General features: G+C 71.5%; 9 protein-coding genes. All 9 read right to left on the reverse strand.

Features of this window, described 5'->3' with window-relative positions; all coding sequences use genetic code 11:
- Window positions 1-7: 7 nt before the first annotated feature.
- Window positions 8-4,021, reverse strand: coding sequence for a type VII secretion protein EccCb (gene eccCb, locus IEY73_RS05450; protein WP_189077967.1), 4,014 nt, complete (start codon window positions 4,019-4,021; stop codon window positions 8-10).
- Window positions 4,022-4,029: 8 nt separating this feature from the next.
- Complete coding sequence (locus IEY73_RS05455; protein WP_189077968.1) at window positions 4,030-6,795, reverse strand: right-handed parallel beta-helix repeat-containing protein; 2,766 nt, start codon at window positions 6,793-6,795, stop codon at window positions 4,030-4,032.
- A complete protein-coding gene (locus IEY73_RS05460) occupies window positions 6,785-7,558 on the reverse strand; it encodes a hypothetical protein (protein WP_189077969.1) in 774 nt (257 codons plus the stop codon). The genes IEY73_RS05455 and IEY73_RS05460 overlap by 11 nt, the downstream gene beginning before the upstream one ends.
- 164 nt (window positions 7,559-7,722) lie before the next feature.
- Window positions 7,723-8,814: a zf-HC2 domain-containing protein gene (locus IEY73_RS05465; protein WP_189077970.1), complete on the reverse strand. Its 1,092-nt coding sequence runs from the start codon at window positions 8,812-8,814 to the stop codon at window positions 7,723-7,725.
- A 47-nt stretch (window positions 8,815-8,861) separates the two neighbouring features.
- Window positions 8,862-10,676: a S8 family serine peptidase gene (locus IEY73_RS05470; protein ID WP_189077971.1), complete on the reverse strand. Its 1,815-nt coding sequence runs from the start codon at window positions 10,674-10,676 to the stop codon at window positions 8,862-8,864.
- A 31-nt stretch (window positions 10,677-10,707) separates the two neighbouring features.
- Complete coding sequence (locus IEY73_RS05475) at window positions 10,708-12,402, reverse strand: RICIN domain-containing protein (protein ID WP_189077972.1); 1,695 nt, start codon at window positions 12,400-12,402, stop codon at window positions 10,708-10,710.
- Between the two features lie 43 nt (window positions 12,403-12,445).
- Window positions 12,446-13,108, reverse strand: coding sequence for a sigma-70 family RNA polymerase sigma factor (locus IEY73_RS05480; RefSeq protein ID WP_189077973.1), 663 nt, complete (start codon window positions 13,106-13,108; stop codon window positions 12,446-12,448).
- 43 nt (window positions 13,109-13,151) lie between these two features.
- The gene (locus IEY73_RS05485; protein WP_189077974.1) at window positions 13,152-13,463 is read right to left on the reverse strand and encodes a YbaB/EbfC family nucleoid-associated protein; all 312 of its coding nucleotides are present in this window, start codon (window positions 13,461-13,463) and stop codon (window positions 13,152-13,154) included.
- A gap of 38 nt (window positions 13,464-13,501) precedes the next feature.
- On the reverse strand, window positions 13,502-25,273 hold the full coding sequence (locus IEY73_RS05490; RefSeq protein WP_189077975.1) for a hypothetical protein: 11,772 nt from the start codon (window positions 25,271-25,273) through the stop codon (window positions 13,502-13,504).

Here is a 25,273-nt window from a genome sequence, read left to right on the forward strand (position 1 = left end):
GTCCGGTTCATGACGCCGGGTCGGTGACGGGCGTCGTCGCCACGTGCAGGAGCCGGCTGGGCCGGCCCCGCTGGACGAGCACGCCGCGGCCCGGCGGACGCTCGACGGCCCGCTCGTCACCGATCAGGGCACCTTCTCGGTGATCCCCGGACAGGATCAGCCCGGCGCTGCCCATGTCGCGGATGCGGGCGGTCATCTGGTCACCGAAGCCGCGGGCGGCGCCGGTGACCCGTCGCGCGAGGATCACATGCAAGCCGACCTCGCGGGCCTGCGGGATGAACTCGGCGAGCGGGTTGAGCGCCGGGGTGCCGGTGGTCAGCAGGTCGTAGTCGTCGGCCACGACGTAGATTTCGCTGCCTTCCCACCAGTCACGGGCACGGAGTTGGGCCGGGCTGACTTCCGGCGGCGGCAGCCGTTCCCGGAGTTTGTCCACGACCTGTTGGACGTATGTCTGGGCGCTGGCGGAGTCGCCCGCGTACGCCCCGAGGTGGTCCGCCGGTACCACGTCGAGCAGTGAGCGCCGGTAGTCGAACAGCACGACCCGGATGTCGTACGGGGATTGGCGTTGCGTGAGGCCGGTCAGCATGGTGCGCAGCAGGGTGGTCTTGCCGGAGCCGGCGTCGCCGTAGATGAGGAAGTTCCGTTCCGTGCCGGCGAGATCCAGTGACACGGTGGCCAGTCCCGCCTCGTCCACCCCGATCGGCACCGCGGTCTCCTCCGCCGGCGCGTCCAGTTCGTGCACCTCGAGATACTGCGGCAGCAGCCGGATCTCCGGTGCGCGAGTGCCCGCCCACTCTTGCGCCACGGTGGCCACGACCTCTTGCTGCGCCTCGCGCAGACCGTCCGCCGAATCCTTGCCGTCCACGCGGGGCAGCACTAGGTGGAAGAAGACACCCGGCGCGGCGAGGCCGCGGCCTGCGGCGTCGGCCGGCACGCCGGCGGCGAGACGCCGGTTGATCTCGGACTCCGCCGGGTCGTTGAGGCGCAGCTCGATACGGGTGCCGATGCTGTCGCGCAGCGCGGGCCGGATGTCCATCCACCGGCCGGTGGTGAGCACGAGATGGATGCCGGCGCCCAGACCACGCGCGGCGATCTCGGTCACCACCTGTTCCGCGCCTTCGAATTCGGTGCGCAGCGCGCCCCAGTTGTCGATGAGGAGGAAGACGTCCGCGCTGCGGGTGCCCTCGGGCAACGTTCCCGCGGCGCGGCGTGCCCGCAGGTCGCCGACGGAGTCGATGCCCAGCCCGCGCAGGAGACGCTCACGCTCGACGATCAGCGCGCGGATCTCGGCGAGAATGCGGCTGACCAGCTCCGGCTCCGTGCGGCCCGCGACGGAGCCCACGTGCGGGGCGGCGCAGAGCGGGTAGAGCGAGCCACCGCCGTAGTCGATGCAGTAGAACTGCATCTCGTCGGGGGTGTGCGTGAGCATGGCGGAGATCATGATCGTGCGCAGCAGCGTGCTGCGCCCGGTGCGCGGCGCGCCGACCGCGGCCAGGTGGCCGTGAGCGCCGGCGAAGTCCATCACCAACGTCTCCTGCCGCTGACGCAGCGGCAGGTCGAGCATGCCCAGCGGCACGGCGAGCCGGCCGCTGAGCGGCCACACGCTGGAGGCGAATCCCCTGTCCTCCTGCACCGCAGGCCGGCCCAGGAGCTGGTCCAGCGCCATCGTCGTGGGCAACGGTGGGAGCCACACCTGGTGGGCCGGCGCGGCAGCAGCGCCGAGCCTCTCCACGACGATCTGCAGTTCGGTCGGGCCGGTCTGCGTGGCCGGCGCCGCATCGTCCGGCTCCTGCTCGACCGGTTCGGTGGTGGTACGCGTCTGGAAGGCCACCGGCGTGGTCTCGTGCCCGGCTGCTCCGCGCGTCTCGGGGGCGGCGTAGTGGGCGGATACGTGGGCGACTCGCAGCCGCGTGTAGATGGACTCGTCGACCTTGAGATAGGCCGAGCCCGGAATCGGCGGGAGCTGGTAGGCGTCCGTCGTGCCGATCACCGAACGGCTTTCCGCTGCGCTGAACGTGCGCAGGCAGATCCGGTACGACAGGTGGGAGTCCAGACCGCGCAGCTTTCCCTCTTCCAGTCGTTGGGTGGCCATCAGCAGGTGCATGCCGAGGCTTCGGCCGACGCGTCCGATCTGGGTGAACAGCTCGGCGAAATCGGGTCGTCCGGAAAGCAGCTCGCCGAACTCGTCCACGATGATGATCAGGTAGGGCAGCGGGTCGAGCGGCCGCCCGTCCGGGCCGGAGACGCCGGCCGCCCGGCGCATCTGATAGTCACGGATGGTGTCGACGTTGCCCGCGTCCCGCAGCATGCGCTGACGGCGTTGCTGCTCGCCCATCAGCGCGGCGAGCACCCGATCGATCATGGCGAGGTCGTCGGCCAGGTTGGTGATCAGGCCGGCGACGTGCGGCAATCCGGTCAGCGGCGCGAACGCGGCTCCGCCCTTGAAGTCGATCAGAACGAAGTTGAGCAGGTCCGGCGGGTGGGTGAGGGCGAGCCCGGTCACCAGCGTGCGCAGCAGCTCACTCTTGCCGGAGCCGGTGGCCCCGACGATGAGCCCGTGCGGGCCGGAGCCGCCCTGTGCCGACTCCTTGATGTCCAGGACCACCACGTCACCGTCGCCGTCGGTGCCGATCGGTGCGCGCAACAGCCGCGTGTCGCCGGGTCCCACCCAGCGAGCCGTCACGTCGGCATCCTCCGGACCGACGCCGAACACCATCTCCGTCAGCGAGGTCACGCGGGCCAGTAGCTGCTCGCGTTCGTCGCTGAGCCGCAACGGTGCCACAGCTCGGGCGATCAGCTCGGCGAACTCCGGTGTCACCGCTTCCGGGGCGCAGTCCGCAGCGGGAACGGTGATCAGTTCGGTGCGTCCCTCGGTCACGATCCGGCCGTGGCCGTCGATGCGCAGCCGCAGATCGACGCGGCCCGGCTCGCCGCTGTCATGGTCGGTGAGGAAGACGAGTGTGAGCCCGGTGAGCGGGCCGGCGGCCATCAGCAACGCCGTCATCAGCTCGGACCGGCCCCACTCCGAGAACGGGGCGAATCCCGCGAACACCACGACGAGGCGGCGTTGCGGTGGCGCGCCGTCGCGGCCGGCGGAAGCCGTCGTGCGCCGGTTCTTCTGCTGTTCGAGCCGCTGACGTAGCTCCTCCTGGAGGAATCCGGCGAGCAGTTCGGGTTCCCCGGCCACCAGCGAGACGGTGCCGGCCGCACCGCGCACCTTCGGCTCGAAGGTGTGCGGCAGCCACTTCGCCCAGTCCCAGGACGGCGAACCACCGGTCTCCACCGCGATGGTGACGTCGTCGGGCGCGTGCAGCACGGCGATGTGGCAGAGCAGCGCACGAACCAGCGGTTCGGTACGCGAAGCACCGCCCACCACACTGATCACGCCGGCGCCGCCCACATCGGCGACCATGGGTTGCTGCTCGACGCGGCCCATCTGTTCGAGCAGCCGGTTCACGGCCTGCTGCGATTCCCAGTCGTAGTCGGTCAGCGGGTCCAGGCCGCCGTCGACTTCCAGGGGCGTGGTCAGTCGTACCGCACCCACGCCGAGCCGCACCCGCAGGAAGTCCGGGTCACTCTGCCGTCGTTCCCAGACGCGCTGGCGCGTGGTGGCGATGAACCAGAGCCGGGCGGGCTCCGGGTGTCGCAACGCCGCGACGTCGCGCTGCGCCGAGGCCATCTCCCGGGCGCGGTCGCGGGATACGGCCAGCAGAGCGCGGTACCGTGCCCGTTGTTTGCGGGTGGTCTTGCCGGTGGCACTGCGCTGCTGCATGCGCATGGCGATGACCGCGCCGGTCGAGGTGACGAAGAAGAGCACCCCGATGATGATCAGCGCGGGACGTCCGAAGGTGACCATGTAGGCGGCCATGCCCACGCTGCTGAGCAGGGGCATGACGAGGCTCCACGCCCCGTTGGAGGGGTTCTCCTGCGGCTCTTCGGGCGGTGCCGGCAGCATCACGGTGTCGCTGGGCAGCTCGGGCAGCAACATGCGGGCCGGGCGGTGGAAGGCGATTCTGGTCATCGTTCTCCTCAGCCGCGCTCGTCGACGTCGACACCGACCAGGTCGTCGGCTTCCAGGGTGCTGAGCTGTTCGTCGGTGGAGTCGACAAGCTGGGTGACACGGCCCGCGTGTTGCTCAGTCATCTGCTGGAACACCTTGCGGGCGAAGCGGCCGTTGCCGAAGCCTTCGCCCCGGCCGGTCGCGGCGAAGAACGCGGCCAGCGCCTCGCGCGCGCTGCCGGACAACCGGTAGTCGTGCATGCCCGCGTGCCGTTCGACGATGTGGACGAGTTCGCTTCCGGTGTAGTCGTCGAAGGTGAGGGTGCGGGAGAACCGAGAGGACAGGCCGGGATTCGCGGCGACGAAGTGCGCCATCTGCTCGGGATATCCCGCGACGATGACGACGATCTCGTCGCGGTGGTCTTCCATGAGTTTGACCAGAGTGGAGATGGCCTCCTGGCCGAAATCCGTGCCGCCGCCCTCGGGCACCAGCGCGTACGCCTCGTCGATGAACAACACTCCGCCCAGCGCCCGGCGGAATGCAGCCTGGGTCTTGGGAGCCGTGTGCCCGACGTACTCGCCGACGAGGGTGCCCCGGTCAACCTCCACCAGGTGGCCGCTGGAGAGCATGCCGAGCGCGTTGAGCAGCTTGCCGTACAGACGCGCGACGGTGGTCTTACCCGTACCGGGGTTGCCGGCGAAGACGAGATGCCGCGACATGGGCGGCGGCGACAAGCCGGCGGCTCGGCGGCGCTTGACCATCTGCACCAGGCGAACCATGGTGCCGACGTCCTGCTTGACTCGGGCGAGTCCGACCAACTCGGCGAGTTCGGCGAGCAGCGTGTCCAGGTCGGTGCCGTCACCGGCCCGTTGGTCCTGCGAGTCCGGCGGAGCCTCCGGCTGCGAGGTCGCCGTGGCGGCGGCGGACGCCGGGGCCCGCTCCGGGAACGTGGCGGTCGTGACGCCGGTGCTCCAGCAGCCGTCGTACCGGGGTTTGGCGTTCTGGGCCTCGCTGACGTCCTGGTCGGCATCGTGGACATGACACCGGCTGAGCACCGGGTCGGCCTGGTCTCCGATGTGGATGGCGGGATAGCCGGTGCCGGAGATCGTCGCGTCGGTCACCTCGCCGTGCGCGCCGGGTCCGAAGTACAGCCCGTTCTTCTGACTGCCGGTCACCGTGACGGCGCGAAGCAGTGGAAACGCACCCGTGGCGGCGGCCAGTCCGCTGCCGCCGGTTGCGGTGATCTCACAGCGGTCCAGCACCGGTGTCGCGTTCTCACCGACGATGACGCCTGCCGCGCCGCAGCCGTGGACGCGGGAGCGGATGAGCAGGGGCCCGGTGCCATCGGCGATTTCCACGGCGGTCTGCGTGGCATCGCGGATGTCGCAGTCCTCCAGCAGAGGGCGGTGTGGGGTGTCCAGACGGACAGCGACTCTGCCGCCGGTCAGGCGCACGGTGCTCAGCACCGCGTCGGCGGATCCGGAGACTGCGACGGCGTGGACGGCGGCGGCTTCGATCACGCTGTCCTTGAGGTGCAGCAGGGACCGGTCCGCGGCATGCACACCGATCTCCGGCGTGCCGGTCACGACGCTGTCGCGCAGTGCCACCGACGCCGTACCGGTGAGATGGACGGCGGTGTACCCGGACCGGCGTATCTCACCACGGCTGATCGCCGTTCGGCCGCCCGCTGCGTACAGGCCGTTGGCCGTGGAATCGGTGAAGGCGCATCCGACGGCGCGCACCTCGGCGTCGTCGCGCACCGCCAGCGCGGTCTGGGCGCTGTGCGTGATCCGGGTGTCGGACATCCCGAGCCGTCCCTCGTCGGTGACGAGGACGCCGGCGGTCCCGGCGCGGGTCACGTCGACGTCGGTCAGGACCATCTGCGCGGTGCCGCCCAACCAGACTCCGGCGGCTTGGGTGCGGCTGATGTGGCAGCGTTCCACCGCTAAGCCGCCGCCGCCGGCGCCGGGGGCGGGGGCAGAGCCGGCGGCGGGGCGGCCGGCGGCGAGCGGTGTCCACCAGTCGGGGCCGAAGGCGGCGCTCCCGAGCGCCCGGATTCCTTCCCCGTCCGCGTCGTGGATGGTGCAGTCGATCACGTGGGTGCGGGCCTCTTCGGCGAAGTCGAGGCCCGCCGAGCCGGTATGGCCGATGTCGCAGTGTTTGATCGTTGCCGTGCTGCTGCCGGTCACCAGGATGCCGACGCCCGTGATGCCGGTCATGGTGACTCGGGTCAGGGCGAGGTGGGCCGTGTCCGTCGCGGCTATCCCCACCCCGTCGATGTGCTCCAGGCGGAGTCCGTCGACCTGGCCTCGTGCGCCGTCGCGGATCGTCAACGCGGCGATCGACGCGTCTTCGATGACGCACTGGCGCAGAAGCAGGGTGGCGTTGCCGAATGCCTCGACCACGCCACCGGTGATGACGGCCCCGTTCAGGGTCAGGGATCCGGCGGCCACGCTGACGGCTGCCGTGCCGGGAGCTGCCGCCCGCAGGGTGAGGCCGTCGACGGTCACGGAACCGGCACGGACCGACAGCGCAGTCCCGGTGGTGGGGGCGATGTCGACGGTGCCGCCGCGGTCGGCCGCGACGAGGGTGACCGGCCGGTCGATCACCAGATGTTCGCGATAGACGCCGGAGGCGATGGTGACCACGCCGCCGTCGGGGGCGGCGCGCACCGCCGAGCCGATGCTGCGGTGCCGGCCCCAGCCTCGCGGGGAGACGCGCTCCACGCGGCCGGTGAACGGGGTGGATGAGAGGCCGTCGGTCAGGGCCTCGTCGAGGTTGGGCTCAACTGCCACAGGTCACCTTCATCTGTGCCATCGCGAGCCGGCTGCCGGCGGCGCCCGTGTTGCCCGCGGCGTCGAGCCGGACGGCGATTTTCTGCTCGTGCACGGGAAACGAGCCGACCTCGGTCCACCGTCCCGTCCCGGCACGCTGATCGAGGCCGAAGGTGGCGTACGCATCGGCGCCGCTGCCGGCCAGCACCGCATACCGTGCCTGGGCCACCGGGCGGGACGTGCTGCTCGGCGCGGGGACGAAGGCGCTGATCCGGCAGTGGTCCAGGCCGACCGGTGGGGCGAACCACCATGTCCCGGACTGGCCGCTGGATCCGGTCGATCCGGCTGAGGCGGTCGGGACGGTCTCGTAGGTGCCGTGGCAGCCGTCCTGACTCCAACCGCCGGCCGGCGCGGTTCGCCAGTCACCGGTGCGGCCCTGGGCGGAGAAGCCGCGGTCCGCGCCCGTGGCACAGTCCCAGCCGGCCACCGCCGTCCATGAGGAGGGGGCAGCGGAGGGTTTCGCCGTGGCTGCGGGCGCGGCGGAGGTTTCCGGTGGGTCGATGAGGCTCCAGAAGATGCCGACCACCAGGGCGCCCACGGAGACCAGCGCGGTCACCGTGATGAGGGTGGGCCATCGCACCGTCAGGCGTTCGCTGGCTGCCCGGGCTCCGGCGTGCTCCACATAGGCTCGGACGAATTCGCTGCGCTGAGTGATGGCGGCGGAGGCGTCGTCGGACCGCGTCGACGGCATGAGCACCGTTCGCCGGTCGCGGCCCACTGTCACCTCCTGAGGTTCATCACGCTGGCAGACGCGGATTCTGCGATCCGGCTCCGCGGCGAACGCGTGCCGGGAGCATGGCATCCACGGCGCCTACGGAGCCCGGCATCGCGTGCGGGTGAGGACTCCGGGGCACCGACGGGGACCCGAGGGGCAGTGGTGTGTGCCGGTCACCGCGGGAGGTACGCGGTCGCCACCGTCGTGCGATCACTGCGCTGAATCGTGAAGTGGGACAGCTCCTGGATGCCGACCGCGATCTCGCCGTCGATGCTTTCCTCGGCGCCGTCAGCCGTCCAGTACGCCAGCGGCCAGGACCGCCCGGAAAAGTCGTTTCCGAACAGCCGGTAGCCGGTACCCCGTTGCAGTCCGCGCACACGAACGTGCACGTGAGCACCGCCCGGCCGGCGGGTGAGGGTCAGTGCCATGGAGATCGCGTGCGACTTGTCGGTGGCCGTCGCGGTCACGGTCGGCGGCGCCGTGACAGTCGGCTTTCCGTTCCCGGCGAGGGGGTCACGGGCAAGGAATCCGATCCCGAGAGTTGCCAGGGACAGCGTGACGATCAGCAGCCCGCCGGTCAGCACGATGCGCCGGGTGGGACGGCGCTCTCGTCCGCGGCCTGCGGCGGGTGGCGGCGGTGCGGCGGCCGGCGCACCGCGAGCCGGTTCAGGCTCTGCCTGCCCGAGTGGGGCCGTCACCGGCGCGGGTCGGCGCTCTGCGGATGGCTCGGGTTGGCGCCTCGGCGACGGCCGCGAGTCGTGTCGCGGTGCTGCGGGGGTCGTCCGGGCCACCGGTTTGGTAGCGGCGGCGATGGCTCCGTCGCGGGCGCACGGAGCCGGGGACGCCGTCGCCGCTGCGGGGGCGGGAATCGGCGCCGCCGCCGCTTTCGCGGCTGCGGCGCCGATTCCGCTGCCGGGATCCTGCCGGGCTCCGGAGCGGTCACGCGATCGCCGTAGCCGGGCGGCGCGGGCATGCCGCCGGGGCTCCGGTTCCGCCTCCGCCGGGGCGAAGCGCGCGGGGAACGGCGGCGGCGCCGCGCTGCCCAGCGCGCCGAAGGTGTTCAGCAGATCGTCGCGGTCGCCGGTCAGCAGTGCCAGCGCGGCGAGAACGCCGCAGACGTCCACCGCCGAGTTCCGGCAGGCAGCGCAGGCGGCAAGGTGGCTGCGCACTCCCGCCGCCTCGTACGCGCTCAGCTCGCCGAGGTGATAGAGCCCGAGCAGGCCGGTGACGTGCTCGGACTCACCGTGCTTTGCTGTCGCTGACATCGCCTGTCCTCGTCCAGGTCCGCCGGCAGGCGAACGCCGCGTCCGGATCAGCTAGCCGGGGGCGTCTGCTCGGGTGGTCGTCCGGTCACCACCGGCCGCTCGCCTGCCGTCGTTGCGCCCGGCACCGGCGGCGGTGGGGGCGGCGCCGCGGCCGCGTCCGGGCGCACCCCGACCTGGACGAGCGCCGGTTGCGTGCTGCGCGACGGGCCGCCGTTCGCTGGCGGAGCCGCCGTCGTGGGCGGGGCAGGCGGGGGCGGGGCAGGCGGGGGCGGGCCTGATCCGCTCGCCGCGTCACCGCCGGGGCGGGCGCCGTCGGTGCCGGTGGCCGGTTCGGGTCGCAGCAACCGGCGCAACCGCAGGACCAACAGGATCGACGCACCCAGGGCGAGGACCGTGATCAGGGTCAGCAGCGCGGTGTTGCTCCGGCGCACCTCGGCGGCCGGGACGATGCGCGATGCGTTGTCTCCGGTGGCATTCTCCTCCGGCAGTACCTTCGTGACCGAGGCGGCCGGGTTCATCAGGCCCCAGCCGTAGCTGCTGTCCGGGCGGGAGCCCTCGCCCATCGGGTCCGCGGTCACCTCGATCCGGTGGGCGACCTGCGCCGCGGACAGCTCCGGATAGGCGGCGCGGACCAGGGCCGCCTCGCCGGCGACGAAGGCGACCGCGTAGTGCGTTCCAGTTCCGGACGTCGTGCCGGTGCCGGTGATGCCGAGGCTTGTCACGTTCGCCCCCGGTGCGACCAGGTCCACGCCGCCAGCGCGATATTTACCGGCGAGGTCGCCATCCACGCCGATGCCGGCGGTGCGCAGCAGTCCGCCACCGACGTCGGCCTCCGGGCCCGCCGGGGCGGTCGCCGCCGCGGCGGCGACCACGACGACCACATCACCGGCGACGGCGTCGTGCATGGCCGAGGACACGGACGCGTCGCCCGCGTCGACCGAGGGTCCGAGTGCGATGACGGTCGCCCCGGCGTCGGTGGCTACCCGGATCGCGGATGCCGCGTCCGCTGGGCTCGCGTGGGTGGCTGCGCCGGTGACCCGGATGGGCATCACCGTGGCGTCCGGTGCGATCCCCGCAGGTCCGCCGTCGTTGTTCTGCTGGGCGACGATCAGGCCGGCCATCGCCGTACCGGTGCCGAGGCAGTCGGTGTCTCCCCGCCCGCTACCGCCGACGATGTCGGCGCCGACGGAGACGTGCCCGGTCAACTGGGGCAGGCTGCCGTCGGCGCCGGAGTCGACGACGGCGACCAGTTGGCCTTTGCCGCGGCTCTGCGGCCATGCCTGGTCGGCTGCCAGCCGCAGTTGGGCCCAGGTCGATCCGCTGCCGGAGGGGGCAGCACCGGCGCAACCCCCGGATTTGGCGCTCGATCCGGTGGAGGGACGCGGGGCCGGGGCGCTGCCGGACGGGGGGACGGACGCCGGGTCGAGAGACGGGGTGGCGGCCACCGGCGCGGTCGCGCGGTCCGGGGTGGTGTTGGCCGAGCGCGCGGGTGCCGGGGTGATCTGGGCTCCCGGGGTGTCTTCGGGCAGCAGGCCGTAGTTCACCCCGGTGCCGACGGCGTCCCAGGGCAGCATCAACGTCCACCCTGCCGCAAGCTTGGCCGGGTTGACCAGTGCCTCCCCGTCCGGCTGCGGGCGTCCGACGTTGAGATTGAATACCTCGGTGGATCGTTTGCCGTTGCCGAGGAAACGCTGCGCGATCTCGGTCAGGTTCTCCGCGGCTCCATGGTAGGAGGTCGTCACCGTGTAGTACTTCACGTACTCGCTGCCGGCGAAGGCCGCCGAGGGCACGGCAGCGAGGGTTGCCGTCAGGGCAGCCGCCGCGAGCACGGCGCCGGTCGAGGCTCTGGTGGACAGAAACATCTGCGTTCGCACCTGTCGTCGTCTGATTCGGTCAGTTCTTCAGCAGGCGCCAGCGCTGGTCGTGCGCCCGGGGCTGACGCTGGAACTGCTGCACGTACGAGCCGTTCCAGGTGCCGTCCTTGCGCGGCGCGCCGAGGTCGTTGCCGAGCAGATCCATCACCTTGCCGGAGAGATGGTTCTGGAGGTAGATCTGGCCGTTGCCCGCGTCGATCAGCTTCCACTGCTGGTTCTTGACCTTCGGCAGCTTCGCGGAGAGAACCAGCTTGGCCCGGTCGGCGCTGGATTTCTTCTCCACGGCCAAGACCAAACCGGTGAACTTGTTGGTGATGATGACGTAACCGTCGGCCGGCGCCTTGGTGATGGTCCACACCTGATCCTTGGCGTGCGTGTTCTTCCACATATCGACACGGGTTCCCGCGTCGTGCTTCACGTTGTCGCCGGGAACGTCGAGCACCGCCCCGGCCCAGACGTTCTGGATCCGGTAGCCGGCACCGAGGGTGCACTTCACCGGCGTGGCCTTGTCCGCGGCTGGTGCCGGCGGGGCTGACATCGGCGGCTGAGTCTTCGAGGCCGGCACGTTCGGCGATGGTTTCGCCGATGGCGAGTGGCCGGGCGTGGGATCATGCGGCGCGCCGGTGGCGGGTGCAGGCGACGTCGCCGGGGTGCGATGGGGGGCCAGCCTGGGGTCCTTCTGATATTCCTGCGTGAAGCGTTGTGCCCGATCCACGAGTTGCGGGACGGTGGTGCGGGGCAGGCCGCCCGCCTGCCGGATGACGTCCGGGCCCCATTGATAGGCGCCGAGGGCGAGCACGTACGGGTTCGTTCCGCTCAGGCCGGCGAACTGATCGGTCAGGTCGCACATCGCGGTGCCCAGCGCCGAGATGGCGTCGTCCGGGTTCCACGGCGAGGTGGAGTCGCCGGGGCTGTACTCCTCCCACATGTCGGGGGTGAACTGGGCGATGCCCTGTGCGCCGCTGGGTCCTTGCAGGTTCGGGTTGAAGTTCGACAGGGCGCGCAGTTGCGCGGCGAGCCGGACTGGTGTGACGGTGGGGCAGATCCGCCCTGCGGCGGTGACGTCGGAGACCAGACCGGCGGGGATGTCCATCGCCTTGGCCTCGTTCTTCTTCGTGGACTTGTTCTTGTCCGTCTTGGTGGTGAATTCCGGCTGTTCGGCGTACCAGTTCGCATATGCGCCCGCCCGGCGGACGTTGTCCTGTGCCGCCTCGGGAACACCCTTGGCGTCGATGACTGCCCGGACGCCGACCTTGTCCGCGGCCAGGGCTGCCGACCACAGGTCGCCCTTGACGCCCGCTGCGCGCAGGCTTCCGACGGTCTCGCACGTGCGGTGAGCGACCGCCAGGATGTTGGCGGCGTGATCGCCGCGTCCGGCGCCCGGCCAGGGACGCCAGCGGGACCAGTCGGTGTCACTCATCGCGGCGATCCCCTTGCCGCCGGCGTTGCCGAACGCGCTGGTCGCCATGAGCTGGGCGGCGAGTTTCTGGGGGCTGAGCGCGGGACACGAGAGGGCCGCCGCGACCAACGACGCCACGTCCTTGTCCGGCACCGGCGTGCCCTTCAGTTTGTCCGCCGAGGCGAGCGCGGGCACGACCGTGAAGGCCAGGCCGACGGTGAGGGACAGTGTCAGGGCCAAGGCGATTATCTCGGTCCGGGCCCGCATCGATGTCCCGGCGAGACGCCGCGCCTTGATCCGTTCGATGGTATTCACACCCATGGTTCCGTTCTGAGATCGTGTCCCCTCGCGGGGCGGGCTATGGTCGTGGTTCGGGGCCGACGTCGAATCCGCGCTCGGCCAGCGCCTCCCGAAGCGCCTTGAGGGCGTAAAACGTCCGCGATCTCACCGTGCCCGCGGGCACGTGGAGAATCTCGGCGACTTCGGCCACGGATCGCTCGCGGAAGTAGATCTCGACCAGAGTGATCCGCAGTCTTTCCGGCAGCGCGTTCAGCGCGATGCGAACTTCTTGTCGTTCGAGGAGCAACTCCGTCGGATCCGCCACCGAGGCGTTGCCGTCGAGCGACTCGGTGCGAAGCTCGGACGGTCGGACGGCGACGGCCCGGAAGTGGTCGATCATGATTCGCTTGCCGACGGTGAAGAGCCATGCGCGGCTCCACCGGCCCTGCCCATCTCGAGATGACGGTGTCCGCCAGGCCCGCAGGATCACCTCCTGAACCACGTCCTCGGCTCGGTGGCGGTCCCCGTGCGCCAGCCGGGTCAGGTAGCTCAGAAGCACCGGGCCGTGCACCTCGCGCAGGGTCCGGAGGTCTTCGTCCGGCCGGGGTTCCCGAGCGGAGGCGGTGGCCGGCTCGGAGGCACCGATCGTGCCGACGCTGTTCTCCACGCCGAGACGGTCGCACGGGCAGATGATGTTGTCGTCGGCGAAGCAGTCAACGAGAAGCGTAAGTGCCTCGGGCATGACCCTTCGCACCGAAACACGGCCGGCACCCTGGCGCCGACGCTCATGCGAAGTGCGTGAGGATGTCCGGAAGCTGGGCCGCCCGTTGCTCGCTGACCGTTCGGATCTGCTCCGCGATGTCCCGCAACGCGCTCAACACCGCCTGCTCGGTCTCGTCCTGGCCGAGTTCCAGCACCTCGGGGTCGATCCGGACGGCGCGAAACTCGCCGGTCACGGTCACCCGGATCGCGACAGCACCGCCGTGGGCCGTGCCGGTGACCTCGGTGTCGCTGAGGTTTTCGCGTACGGCCGACAGGTGGGCCTGCATGGCCTCGACCCGCTTCAGCAGGTCCTTCATGCCGGGACTGGTCATCATGATTCGCCTCTCTCCTGCGGTGCTTGCCCGGGTCATCGTCAGCACTCGTAGATCCGGGTGATGACATCCATCAGGGCGCCGCGGCCACCCGCCGGTGCCGTGGCCAGGTGGTGCGCCGTGACGTAGTCGGCCAGCGGCTGACGGTTCGACCGCTCGACCTGGCGGAAGACCGACTTGCTGAGCGCTCTGAGCGCGCTCGCCTCGCCTGCGGCGTGGGCGAGCAGCGCGTCGACAATGGTGAGCAGCGCGGCGGCGTTCCGGTCGGTGTCATCGGTCAGCCGCTGCAACGCTGACACGGCCGGTCTGTCCAAACGGTAGGCGAGATCAAGAAGCATCAGGCCGCGCTCGCCGGTCCCGGAACGATCCAGGAGAGACCGGCTGCGGTCCGCGACTTGCGCCTCGGTCAGGATTTGCCACGCATCGCCGGCGGACAGTGCCGCGCCGGTCGTGCGGTGCGCCGCGTGATCGGCGGGCGACGCGGCCACGGCCGTGCCCATGTCCGGCCGGCTTGCTTGTTCCGCGAGCCGTGGCAGCATCTGTGCGGCGACCTGTGCGTAGGTTCGCGGCCAACTCGTCACCTCCTCGATGCTCAAGCCGGGCCGGAAATACCAGTGCCGGATGCGAGAGCGCAGGTCTCGCAGCGCCTCATCCAGGGCGGCGGCCGGCACCTGGTGCCGCAGAACCGAGACGGCCGCGTCCAGGTCGCCGTCGAGCTGCGCCTCCGCAGCCCTCCAGCCGACCCGTTGCAACAGCCAGATCCGCAGGTCCGGAACACCGTTGCGGTGATCCGCCAACCACGAGGCCGCGAGCGAGGTGTCGCCCACGGCCGGGACGTGCTCCGCGGTCGTCAGGTGGGACTCGAATCGGCGCAGCGCGTCGTGGTGCCAGGCGGTGGCAGCGTGCCGGGCGGTGACCGCGTCGGCCCCGGCGAAACGGTCGACTTCGGCATCCACGATGCGGGTCAGTTGAGCTTCGAAGGCAATGCGGGCTCTCGCCCGGGCGGTGGAACGCAAAGCCCCGGCAGCCGCGGCCGTCCATGCGGCCGACGTCAGGTGCGCGTCGCCGACGGCGGCCTTACCAGCCACCTCGTTCAGGAATCGGTGACGCAGCGGGTCTTCATGGGGCAGGCTTTCCGCGCCCGGCAGCGTGGCGAACCTGTCCGCGGCGGTGGCCAGGGCGGTTTCCAGCCGGCGTTCGGCGGCAAGGCGGTCCGGGATCCCGGTAACGATCTCATCGAGCCGGTTCCGTGCCGTCGCCAGCACACGTTCGGCGGATCCGGCGGCGTACTCGCCAGCCTCCAGGCGGCGCCGGGCATCCTCAAGCACGCCGTCGACTTCCCCGTGGATCCGGTGCAGAACGCCGGGACCGGCGTCGAGGGCGCCATCGGCCACCCGCCGGTGCGCGTCCGCGGCGAGGTCACCGAGGAACGGCTGCTGGTCGCTCGCTGCCGGTTCGGACGCCGGCCGCTGCGGCGCGTCGGTGACAACACGCTGACGTTGTCTGGCGGCGGCGAACTCGGCCTGCTCCACGCGCTGGTCGTCATCGACGTGCCGGAACTGCCGGTAGGCCAGGTCGAACACGTCGGCGGTGGCGGTCATGGCCTCGGCGCTGCGAGCGCGCCGCTCGTCGGCGGACAGCGCGACTTGCGCCAGCCGGTTCTGCAGGTCGTCGGCCGCACCTTTCATCGCTTCCCGCCGCGCTCGCGCCATGCGCAGGTGCTGCGGCACCATCGCGGCCAACTCGGCGTCCAGCTCGGCCCAACGGCCGAGCCGGGCGGGATCGAACGGCTTGCTGTGCAGCAGAGCTTCCAGGGCGGCCGTTGCCTCCCGGGTGAACACGGCAACCGCGGCCGCGATGTCGGCGTCGGACAGACCGAGGTCCGCGGCCTCGGCACGCAGACGAGCGATCATCGGCTGGATACGCGCGGTCTGCTGGCGGCGCGCAGCAGCGATCCGCGCCTCGGCCCAGTAACGGGTGTTGAGCTGCTCCCAGCGTTCCACGGCGGCACGCCACGGCTCGGAGTCGACCGCCGAGCCGGTCCGGATCACCGCGTGCCACACCTGCTGGTACAGATCCGTCAGCTCGGACACCGCGCGGTCACGCCACGCCACGCGCTCGTCCGGATCGAGTCCGTCCAGCGTTCGGATCCACTGATGCGCCGCGCTCCGGTCGTGGTACGCCGCAGCGAGCTCGGTGGTGCGCGTCGCGGCGCGGCCGACCTCGGCGGCGAACAGTCCGGCGAAGTCCGGCTGGCGGCGAGCCACCTCGGCGGCCGCGGTCACGCGCGGCGCGTACTCGGTGAGCAGGGCGCCGGTGATGCGATCGGCTCGCGCGGCGAAGTCGGTCACGCTCCGGGTGGACGCCGCGGAGCGCCGGGCCCATTCGGCGGCGAAGACGTGGGTGTCTGCTTTTTCCCTTTCCAGCCAGGCAGCCAACGCGTCCGGTGGCAGGCCCTTACCGCGCAAATGTGACCGGACTGCGTCGACGCGAAAGCCTTCGGCCAGCGCGACGACGGTGGCCGTCGCCCCGGCACCGCCCTCGTGCGCCACGTGACGATGGAACTGTGCCGCCGCTGCGGACAGCACGTCGCGCATCTCGTACGCGAAGGTAAGCTGGTCGCGCAGCCAGGTGAGCGAGGCGTCGAACGACGCGTGCCAGTTCGACCACGTCGAGTCCTCGTGCGACTGGGTCGCGACGGAGACCGCCGTTGTCATGCTTTCGGCGTAGGCGGCCAGGGAGCCGAACCACCCCGGCGCCGTCCCGGCTCCAGCCCGCAGGTAGTCGTCTCGCAGGCGCTGCCCGAATGCGGTCCGATACCACTCTGCCTGCGGGATCTGTGGCGCCTGCGAGGGATCGTCGCCCCCGTCGAAGGCGACGGCCGCGACGGTCCGTTCGAACCATCGGTTTCCCGACGCCGTCACGGCCAGCTCGTCGGCGAGCCTCGCCGCGGCGGCGTCCATGCGCGCCACCCATGAGGGTGTCGCCGACCAGTCGGCCGCGGCGCCGGCTGGACCGGCGGCGTCTCGACCCGTGGCGGCGAAGCCGGCACGCAGCCGCGCGTAGTCATCGGCGCTCAACCACCGGCCACCGAACAGGTCGCGGCGGCGGAATGCCCCGACGACCTTGTCGAAGTGCTCATCGGTGAGGTCGTCGACACGAGCGTGAAGGCGGTCCGAAGGTATCGCCGGAGCTGTCTGTCCGGTGTCGGCGCGGCTGATGGCTTCGTCCAGCCGGCCGGCGAGACCCTGCGTTTTCTCGGCAATGAGGCCGGCCATCAACGTCCGTTGCATCGCGCCGTCGGTCAGGGTGTCGCGGACGGTGTAGAAGTGCGGTGTGATCGTGTCGGCGAGGTCCCGTTCGATCCGTTCCACCATCTGGTCGCTCAGTTGGGCGTGGCGCGACGGGTGCTCGGCTCGCCAGGCATCGACCGCGGCGCGGACCCGGCTTGCCAGATCCTCCCGGTTCGCCCGCAGGTCCCGTTCGAGGGCAAGGTAGGAATCGTAGGCGTCGGAGACCTCGGCAGCGGCCTCCTCGGCCATCCGCTCCCGCAGCCGTTCGGAGGGGGAGGCCGTCCGGTTGTGGGCCGCTGCGCGAGCGACGACGACGGAACCGTCCGGCTGGATCGACTCGATGTCGGGTCGGCTGGGCCCGGCCGCCGAAGTGGTGGTGGGGGCGGGATCCGGTGCCGTACCGGGCGGCTTCGGGGTTGGCGCCGGCAGCTCGTCCGTCTCGGTTTCTCCGAGCCGCCGCAGGCGCCGGGTCAGTTGCTCATCGGGGGCGACACCGAGGGAACGTCCGGTCGCGCCCTCGGCGGCGGCCATCCGCCGGATCTCCTCGGCGAAGTCGCCGAGGTCTTGCTCGCCGTCCTGCGGGCCGGGCGTGTCCGGTCCGCTCCCCCGGTCCGGATCCCGCGGGGCGCCGGACGGCACGGAGGGCATCTGCCGGCGCAGGTCGTCGAGCGTGCGGGGCCGCACCGGCGGGACGGGATCGGTGTCCGGCGCCGCGGGCGCCTGCGACAAGCGCTCTCGTACGCGGGCGATCTCGGGGGCGGCCTCGGACCGTTCCACCAGGCGCACCGCGGCACGCAGTTCGGCCAGCTCGTGCTCGACGTCCAGGTCGGCGGCGCTGGGATGCGGCTGCTGCGAATGGGGCGTGACGGGTTGCTCATCCGCAGGCGTGAGTGCTGCCCGGCGGGTGGCGAGGACCGTCTCCTGCAAGCCGGTCACCGCCTCGTACAGGGCGGTGCCGTCGCCCGCGGCCAATGCCTCGTCCACCGCGGTCACGGTGCCGCGCCATGCCGCCTTTTCCAGGCCGGCCCGCGTCGCCTCCTGCCTCGCCCAGCGGCGGAACATGCCGACCAGGTCGTCGTGCTGCATCGGCACGGTCGGAAGCGCCGACAGGCGGGCCGCGATCTGCGCGTCGTCACCGGGCCTGCGGGCACGGGCGTAGCCGTCGCGGCGCAGCCGCTCATCGAAGGCGTCCAGATCGTCGAGCGAATCGAGTTCGGCGGCGTCGTGGTCGAACCGCGCGGCCAGTTCACGGGTGATCGGTGGGGCGTGCTCACCGATCACCCGGTATCCGTACCGGGGCACGAATCGTCCCAGGGCCTCGATCTGCTGCTCGAAGGTGACGCCGGGCGCGTCGGCGGCGGCCTGCAGCGCGTCCCGGCGGCTGTCGAGCTGGTCGTACAACCGCTCCAAGGCCTCCGGGGTGCCCGCCAACCGGATGTCGCGCCGGAACAGGGCACGCTCCGCATCGGGCACGACGGCGTACTGCCGGTCGAACTCGTCGACCGGTTCGGTTGTGCCGGCCGGTGACGACGCCCCGTCGTCGCCCCGCGCCGCTGCCCGCGCCGCGGCGTCGGCCGTTTCCACCTCGATGCGCCGCATCTCCGCCAGCGAATCGGCGTTCTCGACGCGCTTGGTGAATTCGGTAGCCACGGAGGCGTGAAGCTGCGGATACCGCGACGCGATCGGCATCTTGGCACGCTCCGCGTCAGCCGCGGCGGTCATCTCGCCCCGGATGGCGGCCTGCCGATCGGGATCGTTGCCCGCGGCCAGCCAACGGGACCAGAATTCCGCACCGACCTTGGCCGGCAGAGCCTCGGCGCGAGCCTTGAACAGGGCGGCGAAGCGGTGCAGCAGCCGGGCGTCGGATTCCTGCTCGTGGCCGGGTTCGCCGGACGGCGGCGACAACCACGTGAGTTGGCGCAGTTGCTCCCCGGTCGCCTCCGGCGGCGTGGCGACGACCGTCGCGTGTGGTGCCGGGGAAGGTTCCACATCCGGCACATCGAGGGTGGCCAACTCGCCGAGTTGCTCCTCAGGTTCCGCCACCCGCGGGCCTAGATCACCGGCGTCACCGATGAAGCGCCGGAGCAGCCGCTCGAAGTGCTCCGGGGTGACCCGGCCGGAGCCGGCGGCCGCCCATGCCTGCGTGGCACCGGACACCAGGTCGGCCAGCGCGGTGTCATTGCCGAGCCGCAGCGCGGCGACCTCGGCGACGCGGTTCAGCAGATCGTCCGGAGCGTCCCCGGCCGGGTCCGCCTGCGCTCGTTGCTGCCAGGCATGCCTCTCGGGTTCGGGCAGGAAGCGCAGCAACAGGGCTTCCCCGGCCACCGGATCGGGACGCGCGCCGGGCACTGTGAGCCCGCCGAGGACGTCCATGAGCTCGGCGGCGCGGCGTTCTTCGTCGTCCGCGACGTCGCCGTCCGGCCCGGTCAGCAGGCGGGTTTCGATGCGGTCGTCGGCACTTTCCGAGGGCGCCGCCGGCTCGGGCCGGGTGCGCCGCAGCCAGGCTTCCACATCGAAGCCGCCGTCGCCGCCGAACATCTGGTGATACTCGGCGACGTAATCTCGCTCGAAATCGGAGTAGAGGCGCTGCTGCACCGGCGTGCCGAGGTCGCGGCCGGCCGCGGCGGCGTGCTCGTTGAGCGTCGCCACCGCCGCCGCGTCGCCATGCCGCAGCAGCGCGTCGCGGACCGTCTCGGCGCGGACACGGGCGACGACCGAGGAGAGCCGGCTCTCCAGCTCCGCGAGGTGCCCGGCCAGCGCCGTCGGCGTGTACGCCTGCGCCGCGAAGTCCGTCCGCACCCGCTCGACCCCCGACAGGACTGCGCGGCGGGCGTCGGCCGAAGCGGTGGTGAGAGACGCCGACGGGTCCAGGCCCAGGGTCAACGCCTCGATCACGCCCTCCATCGCCTCGGTGTTGACGCGCTCCAGGGCAGACCGGGCAAGCTCGGCGGCGCCGGTGGCGAACGCGGCTCGCTCCGGGATCTGGTCGCGCAGCAGGTTCAGGCTATGGCGCAGGCCGTGCAGCACGTTCTCGGTGAGGGGTTGCGGGTCGGATCCGAATGACGGAGCAACGGCGTCGATGACGACCTCAGCTTCTCGCCGCACGTGCTGGGTGACGGTGGCGAGGCGTTCCTCATCGAGGGCGGACCGTAGGGCGGGCGGCAGCGTGTCGGGCTGCGTCATCCGCTCCATCCAGTCCAGCAACGGTTGTGTCCGGTCGAGGTGGTCCAGCCGCACACGGACGGCGGCGCCGAGGTCCGGGAAACGGTCATCTGCCAGGTGGGCTTGCGCGGTGGGGTCATCGACGGCCTGCGCGATGCGCGTGGGTCTCCACCAGCTCAGGTACTGGTCATGGGCGGCGGACATCGCCTCGGCGCGGGATCGCGCCACCCGGTCGAGGTCGGCAAACGGGGCGGGCCGCGCGGCCACGACCTCGTCGAACATGTCGGCGACCTCGGCGGCTGCCCTTTCCGCGCCCCGGTGCATGGCCAGGTAGACGTCGGCTTCCCGGATCCGCCGGGCCAAGACCGCTGCGGCATCCTGCCATCGGTGGGCGGCGCCAATCGTTTCCAGGTGGCCGGTGGCGTCCCGCGTCCAGTGCTGCAGCGCCGCGTTGTAGGTGGCGACCGGCTCCACATCCTGCTCTCGCCATCGGTCGAAAGCTCGGCTGGCGGCAGCGTCGATCTCGTTGTGGCCAACCTGCATTCGCAGGTCGTCATCGAGATTCCGCACCAGGTCGGCATAGCGCCGGTGCCACCGGTCACGTTCTGCCGCGCTGGGTGCCCGCACATGGGCGAAGGAATCGGAGAGAACGTCTGCGAACGAGCGTGACACCTCGGCCCGGAAGTCGTTGAGCCGCGCGTCGAGCTGAGGCTCGGTGATTCCGCTGCCGCCGGGGGTGTCGTGCAGCGCGCGGACGAAATCGCCGTCGGTGTCGGGCAGCATTTCGTCGAGGGTGCGGGCGTTGCCGAGGCGCTTGCGGAGTTCGTCGATCAGGTTCTGCCGTACGTGTGACCAGACCGTCCGCTCGTGGGGGTGACCGCCGCGGAACTGCTCGGCGGGCGGAAGGGGCTCCGGCAGGTCCCGAGGCGCCGGGGGCGGCTGCTCGACGTGCCGCGGCGTCAGCAGCCGACGGGCCGCCTCGTGCGCGCTGATCGTCGAGACGCCTGGTTCCAGGTCGCCGCGATCGACCCGGTCCTGCCATTCCCCGGCGACGTGATCGCGGACGCCGGCCCAGCTCGGATCGCTCTGCCGGCGCAGCCACGAGTGTGCGCGGTCCAGCTCGACATTGGGCAGTTCGCGGACCTGTTCCCGCACCTCGGGACCGGCGGATGCGGGGGACGTCGTGGAGTCCGCGGAGCGCAGCAGGCCAGCGGCGACGGTCGGGCCGCTACGTCCTGGGGCCGGTGTGCCCGAAGCGAAGTCGCCGGGTGCCTCGCCCTGCCGGATGCCGTCCCCGAGCGTTTGCCGCAGGTCCGCCTCGTACTTGTTGAGGGCGTTCCAAGCCGTCTGGCGGGCGTCCGGCATCGCGGCGGACGGCACGCCCGGGTCATCGGGCACGGCGCCGTCCAAGCGGCCGGGATCCAGCTTCTGCGACACCGGCCGTTCTGCCCGGCTCAGACCGCCGACCTGATCGGAGGCTGCGGCGCGCTGCTCGGACCGGATCTCATCGATGGTCCGGTTCAGTCCGGACAGAGGCTCGTCGAGCGGCTTGGGCACGATGAGGTTCCGGCGTGCGTCGTTCTCGGCCATCCATCGTGCGACGTCCGACCGTGTCGGAGCCGGCGGCGGGTCTGTCCGTGCCTGCTGGTAGCTGGGCAGCTTGTCGCCATCGAGCATCTGTTCATAGCTCGGTGGTGTGTCGACATGCCCGTCCCGGGAGCCGGCCACCTCGGCCGCCGTGTCAGGCCCGGAGGCTTCGGCGGTCTCCCGGGGGTGCAGACGCGCGGCGGCCTCCCACGACGTTTTGGCGTCCGAGGCCGGCTCTCCCCCGCGCCATGACGCCTTGCTCCGCAGCAGAGCCTGCGCCAGCCGGTCCATGTCCGCCGTCGGCGGTTGGATCTGCACGCGAAAGACCCGGACGTCGTGCGCACCGGGCGCGGCGCCGTCCCCGGCGTCGGCATCGAAGGGCGAGGCCGCGTCGGAGTCCGGCTCCGAGCCCGGCAGGGTTGCGACGTCGGCGGTCGGGCGGTGTGGCACCACCTCCGGATAGCGGTCCGCGAGGGTGAGACGCTCGCTCGTCGTGAGGAACGGGGCGTGCACCTTCACACCCGGGCGGAGCTCGGCGCGCAGACCGGCGCCGAGCGCCCATTCCGGTTCGACGCCGGGGCCGAGGACCAGGTGAGAGTCGCCACTGCGCGCGCCGACGCGCGAGACCGCATCAGCGAGGTCATCGACCAGACCGCGATCCATCGCGACCTGGTCGGCGTTCGCGTGCACGAAGAGCATCCCGTGGCGTTCGGTGACCGGCATGCCAGCCGTCTCAATCGCCGCACGGATGCGTGCGCGTGCGAGCTCGGCCGGAAGACGGGGAAGGTCGACGTCGGCAAGGGGTGCGCGGGTTGAGACGTCCGGTGCCGATCGTTGCTCCGGAACTCGCGCTTCCCGCAGATAGCGGGGCAGCTCGACATCGTTCCACCGCTGTCGCATTTCCTGCCATTGATGTTGCTGCTTGGCGGTGAAGGGCTTGCCGCGGCGGACGGCGTCACCCACCATCCGGGTCACGTCACCGGTGAAATCGCGCCGCCACTGCTGCACGGCGGACGAGAAATCCGAGTCGGACAGGTGACGCCCGGCGTCCTCGGCGAGCCGTTGTTGCGCGCCGGTGAGGCCACCCAGTTCGTGGTGCATGACGCCGTTGACGCGCACCGACTCCCGCAGTGCGGCATATCGCACCTTGAACTGCCATGCCGCCTGCTGGAACCGCGCGCTGTGCGCGTCGAACCCCGCCCGCGTGACAGTCCCCAGGGTCTCGTCGAAGATCTGCTGCTCCGAGGCCCGGAAGTCGTGCAGCATCGCGGTCTGTTCCGGAGGCGGGACCGATTCGAGTGAGCGCACCACCGGCCCGCTGCCACGACCGCTCGACAGGCCGGCGAGGTTCGCGGCATTCCTGCGTTCGGCTGCGAAGTCGGCCACCACGTTGGGGCGCAGCCGGTGGGCGACCGTTGCGGTCTCCTGCTCGATCGCTTCCCGGCTCACCGGCTGGCCGTGGCGCATCGCCGATGCGGGCGGCTCGGAGTCCATGACCGGCCGGACGCGCTGTTCGACGCGGTGGAATTCCGTCATCCCGTCCGACAGTTTGGCGAACAGCTTCTCCCGTTGGGTTGCCCACCGATCGGCCGCGGCTGCGGCCCGGGACTGTTCGGCCTTCAACGCCCTGATCTCCGCGGCGGTCGCCGCGGGCGCATCCGACCTGGCCACCTCTGCCTCAGCGGCGCGGCGTGCGGCAGTGGCGGCATCGTAGCCGTGCAGCGCGCGCCCTTCAGCCACCGTCCGGGCAAGACCACCGCCCGCATGCGGTGCCTCGCCGGGAACTCCGCCTCCCCGATAGGTGCGCAGCCCCTCGCGAAAATCGCTCAACGACTCCGCGACAGCTCCCCGCTCGGTGCGGGCCAGACCGGCTGTGACGGTGGCAACATGTTCTTCCGGCATGCCCGCGAGCCGCGCGATGAACTCGGCGGTTCCCCTGCGGGCTCCGGCCATGTCGCCGGGCACCATGCCCCAGTGCTTGCCGTCGATGAAGCTGCGAATGTCTCCCATCTTGTCCCGCACCCCGGCCTCGCCGGCGTAGAAGCCGGCGAAGCGGTGCAGGAGGTTCCTCGCGTGGTCGGCGAAGGTGACGGGATCGCGATGCATGGGTCCGGTGTGCGCGCGTTCCGGCATCGTGCCGAAGTCCGTCTTGGCGCCCTTGCGGATCGCGCGGGCGGCCTCGGCTGCCTCCGGGATGTCCGGCCCGGAGTGCGTGTTCTGCAGCTCGGCGTGCCGGATCCGCATTCCCTCGTCGATGTGCGCGAGCCGGCCCGTGATCGCGTCGGTGATGGCGGGCCCGGAGTGGCCGTGCGGTGCACCGCCGCCCGTCTCCGGGCGGGGGGTGATTCGCGGAGCAGCGTCCCCGGTGGGCGGCGGGTGCGCCGCCGGCGTCGCGGGCTTGAGCAGGTGACCGGGCACCGAGGGCGGCCGGCCGGGCACCGTCATCTCATCGCCGTGGACCCTGGGAACACCGTCCGGGTGCCCGGGTGCCGGGACGGCAGGGCCTCGCACGCCACGAGGCGCGGAGGGCGCCGCCTCCCCGGCATGCGGCGAGAGGTCGCCGGGCCGGTTGATCGCGCCCTCATGGACGCTGCTGACGGACGGCGTACGCGGCGAAACGTCACCGGCGCGAGGCGCACCCGTGTGCTCGGCGACCCTCGGGGAAGGTGCCCGGACGCCGTCCGCGTCGGAGGTCATCGGGCGCGGCGCCGGTTCGCCGACGCGCGCCGATGGCGTCTCGTGCACCGCGGGCGGTGCGGCACGCCCGGCCGACGGCGAGTTGATCGTGGTGTGGACTCGAAGCTGCGGAAGCTCGCGGGGGCCGGCCCCGGCGCGAAGGTCCGGTGTGGACGCCGTGCCGTTCGTCCGGCCGGGCGAGGGCAGCCCCCGTACGGTCGTGGCGTCGGCATGGGCCGGCGGGCTTCCGGGGCTCCGGGCGGGAAGGCTCCGCGGCGTCGCCGTGGGTGTCGGCATCCTGTCCACGTCGGTGGCGGGGTTCCTGGCCGGCACTGTCGCCGATGTGGTTCCCTCATTCACCCCTTCGCCGTTGCGGCCAGCGCCCCCGAGGTTGTTCTGCCCTTCGCCGGACGACGTGACGTCGACGGACGGGACGTCGAACTTCTCCGCCTCCGAGGCGCCGCCGGTCACACCGGTTCGCTCCAGGGTCGCCAGGCCGGGCCCGATGGCGAACAGACCGCCCAGCAGCGCGGCCACACCGACGAAGACCCCTTCCATCCAGGAAGGCGTGAAGTTGGGGCTTCCCGTCGCGTACGCGTGGGCCGCGGGCTCGGCGATCATGTCCATGGCGAGCTGGATGGTGCCGAAGGCCAGCGCATTCACACCGAAGTTGGCGATGACCGCCGCCGCCCGCGCCGTCGTCCCGGTCAGACCCAAGGTCTTGATGACGTTGGCCACCATCAGCCCGATGCGGATGGGCAGGAATATGAACAACGGCATCAGCACCACGCTGAAAATGCCCAGGATGATGCCCAGGATCATCGACTCCTCGTAGGCGTCGATGCGTTCCTGCCATTGGTCGGCCGACTGATCCAATTGATGAGCCCAGCGGCGCGCGCCCTCGGCGACCTGTTTGAGCTGGATGTCGACAGTGGTCGCCGCGTCCAGGCCGGCGAGCGCGGCGCCGCCCTTCCACGTGGTCGTCCAGACGCCGTTCACCACCGCGTATCCGAGACGCTCCAGCCGGTCGGCCTGGTCGCGCCAGTCTTCGGCCAGCCGCCGGAGCTTGTCGGGATCGGGATGGACGAACGTCAT

The organism is Mangrovihabitans endophyticus (assembly GCF_014646155.1).
GTDB classification, from domain to species: domain Bacteria; phylum Actinomycetota; class Actinomycetes; order Mycobacteriales; family Micromonosporaceae; genus Actinoplanes; species Actinoplanes endophyticus.

Excerpts from the sequence above, each read along its gene's own strand:
- eccCb (WP_189077967.1), bottom strand. The coding sequence starts at position 4,021 with ATGACCAGAATCGCCTTCCACCGCCCGGCCCGCATGTTGCTGCCCGAG.
- IEY73_RS05465 (WP_189077970.1), bottom strand. The coding sequence starts at position 8,814 with ATGTCAGCGACAGCAAAGCACGGTGAGTCCGAGCACGTCACCGGCCTG.
- IEY73_RS05470 (WP_189077971.1), bottom strand. The coding sequence starts at position 10,676 with ATGTTTCTGTCCACCAGAGCCTCGACCGGCGCCGTGCTCGCGGCGGCT.
- IEY73_RS05480 (WP_189077973.1), bottom strand. The coding sequence starts at position 13,108 with ATGCCCGAGGCACTTACGCTTCTCGTTGACTGCTTCGCCGACGACAAC.
- IEY73_RS05485 (WP_189077974.1), bottom strand. The coding sequence starts at position 13,463 with ATGATGACCAGTCCCGGCATGAAGGACCTGCTGAAGCGGGTCGAGGCC.
- IEY73_RS05490 (WP_189077975.1), bottom strand. The coding sequence starts at position 25,273 with ATGACGTTCGTCCATCCCGATCCCGACAAGCTCCGGCGGCTGGCCGAA.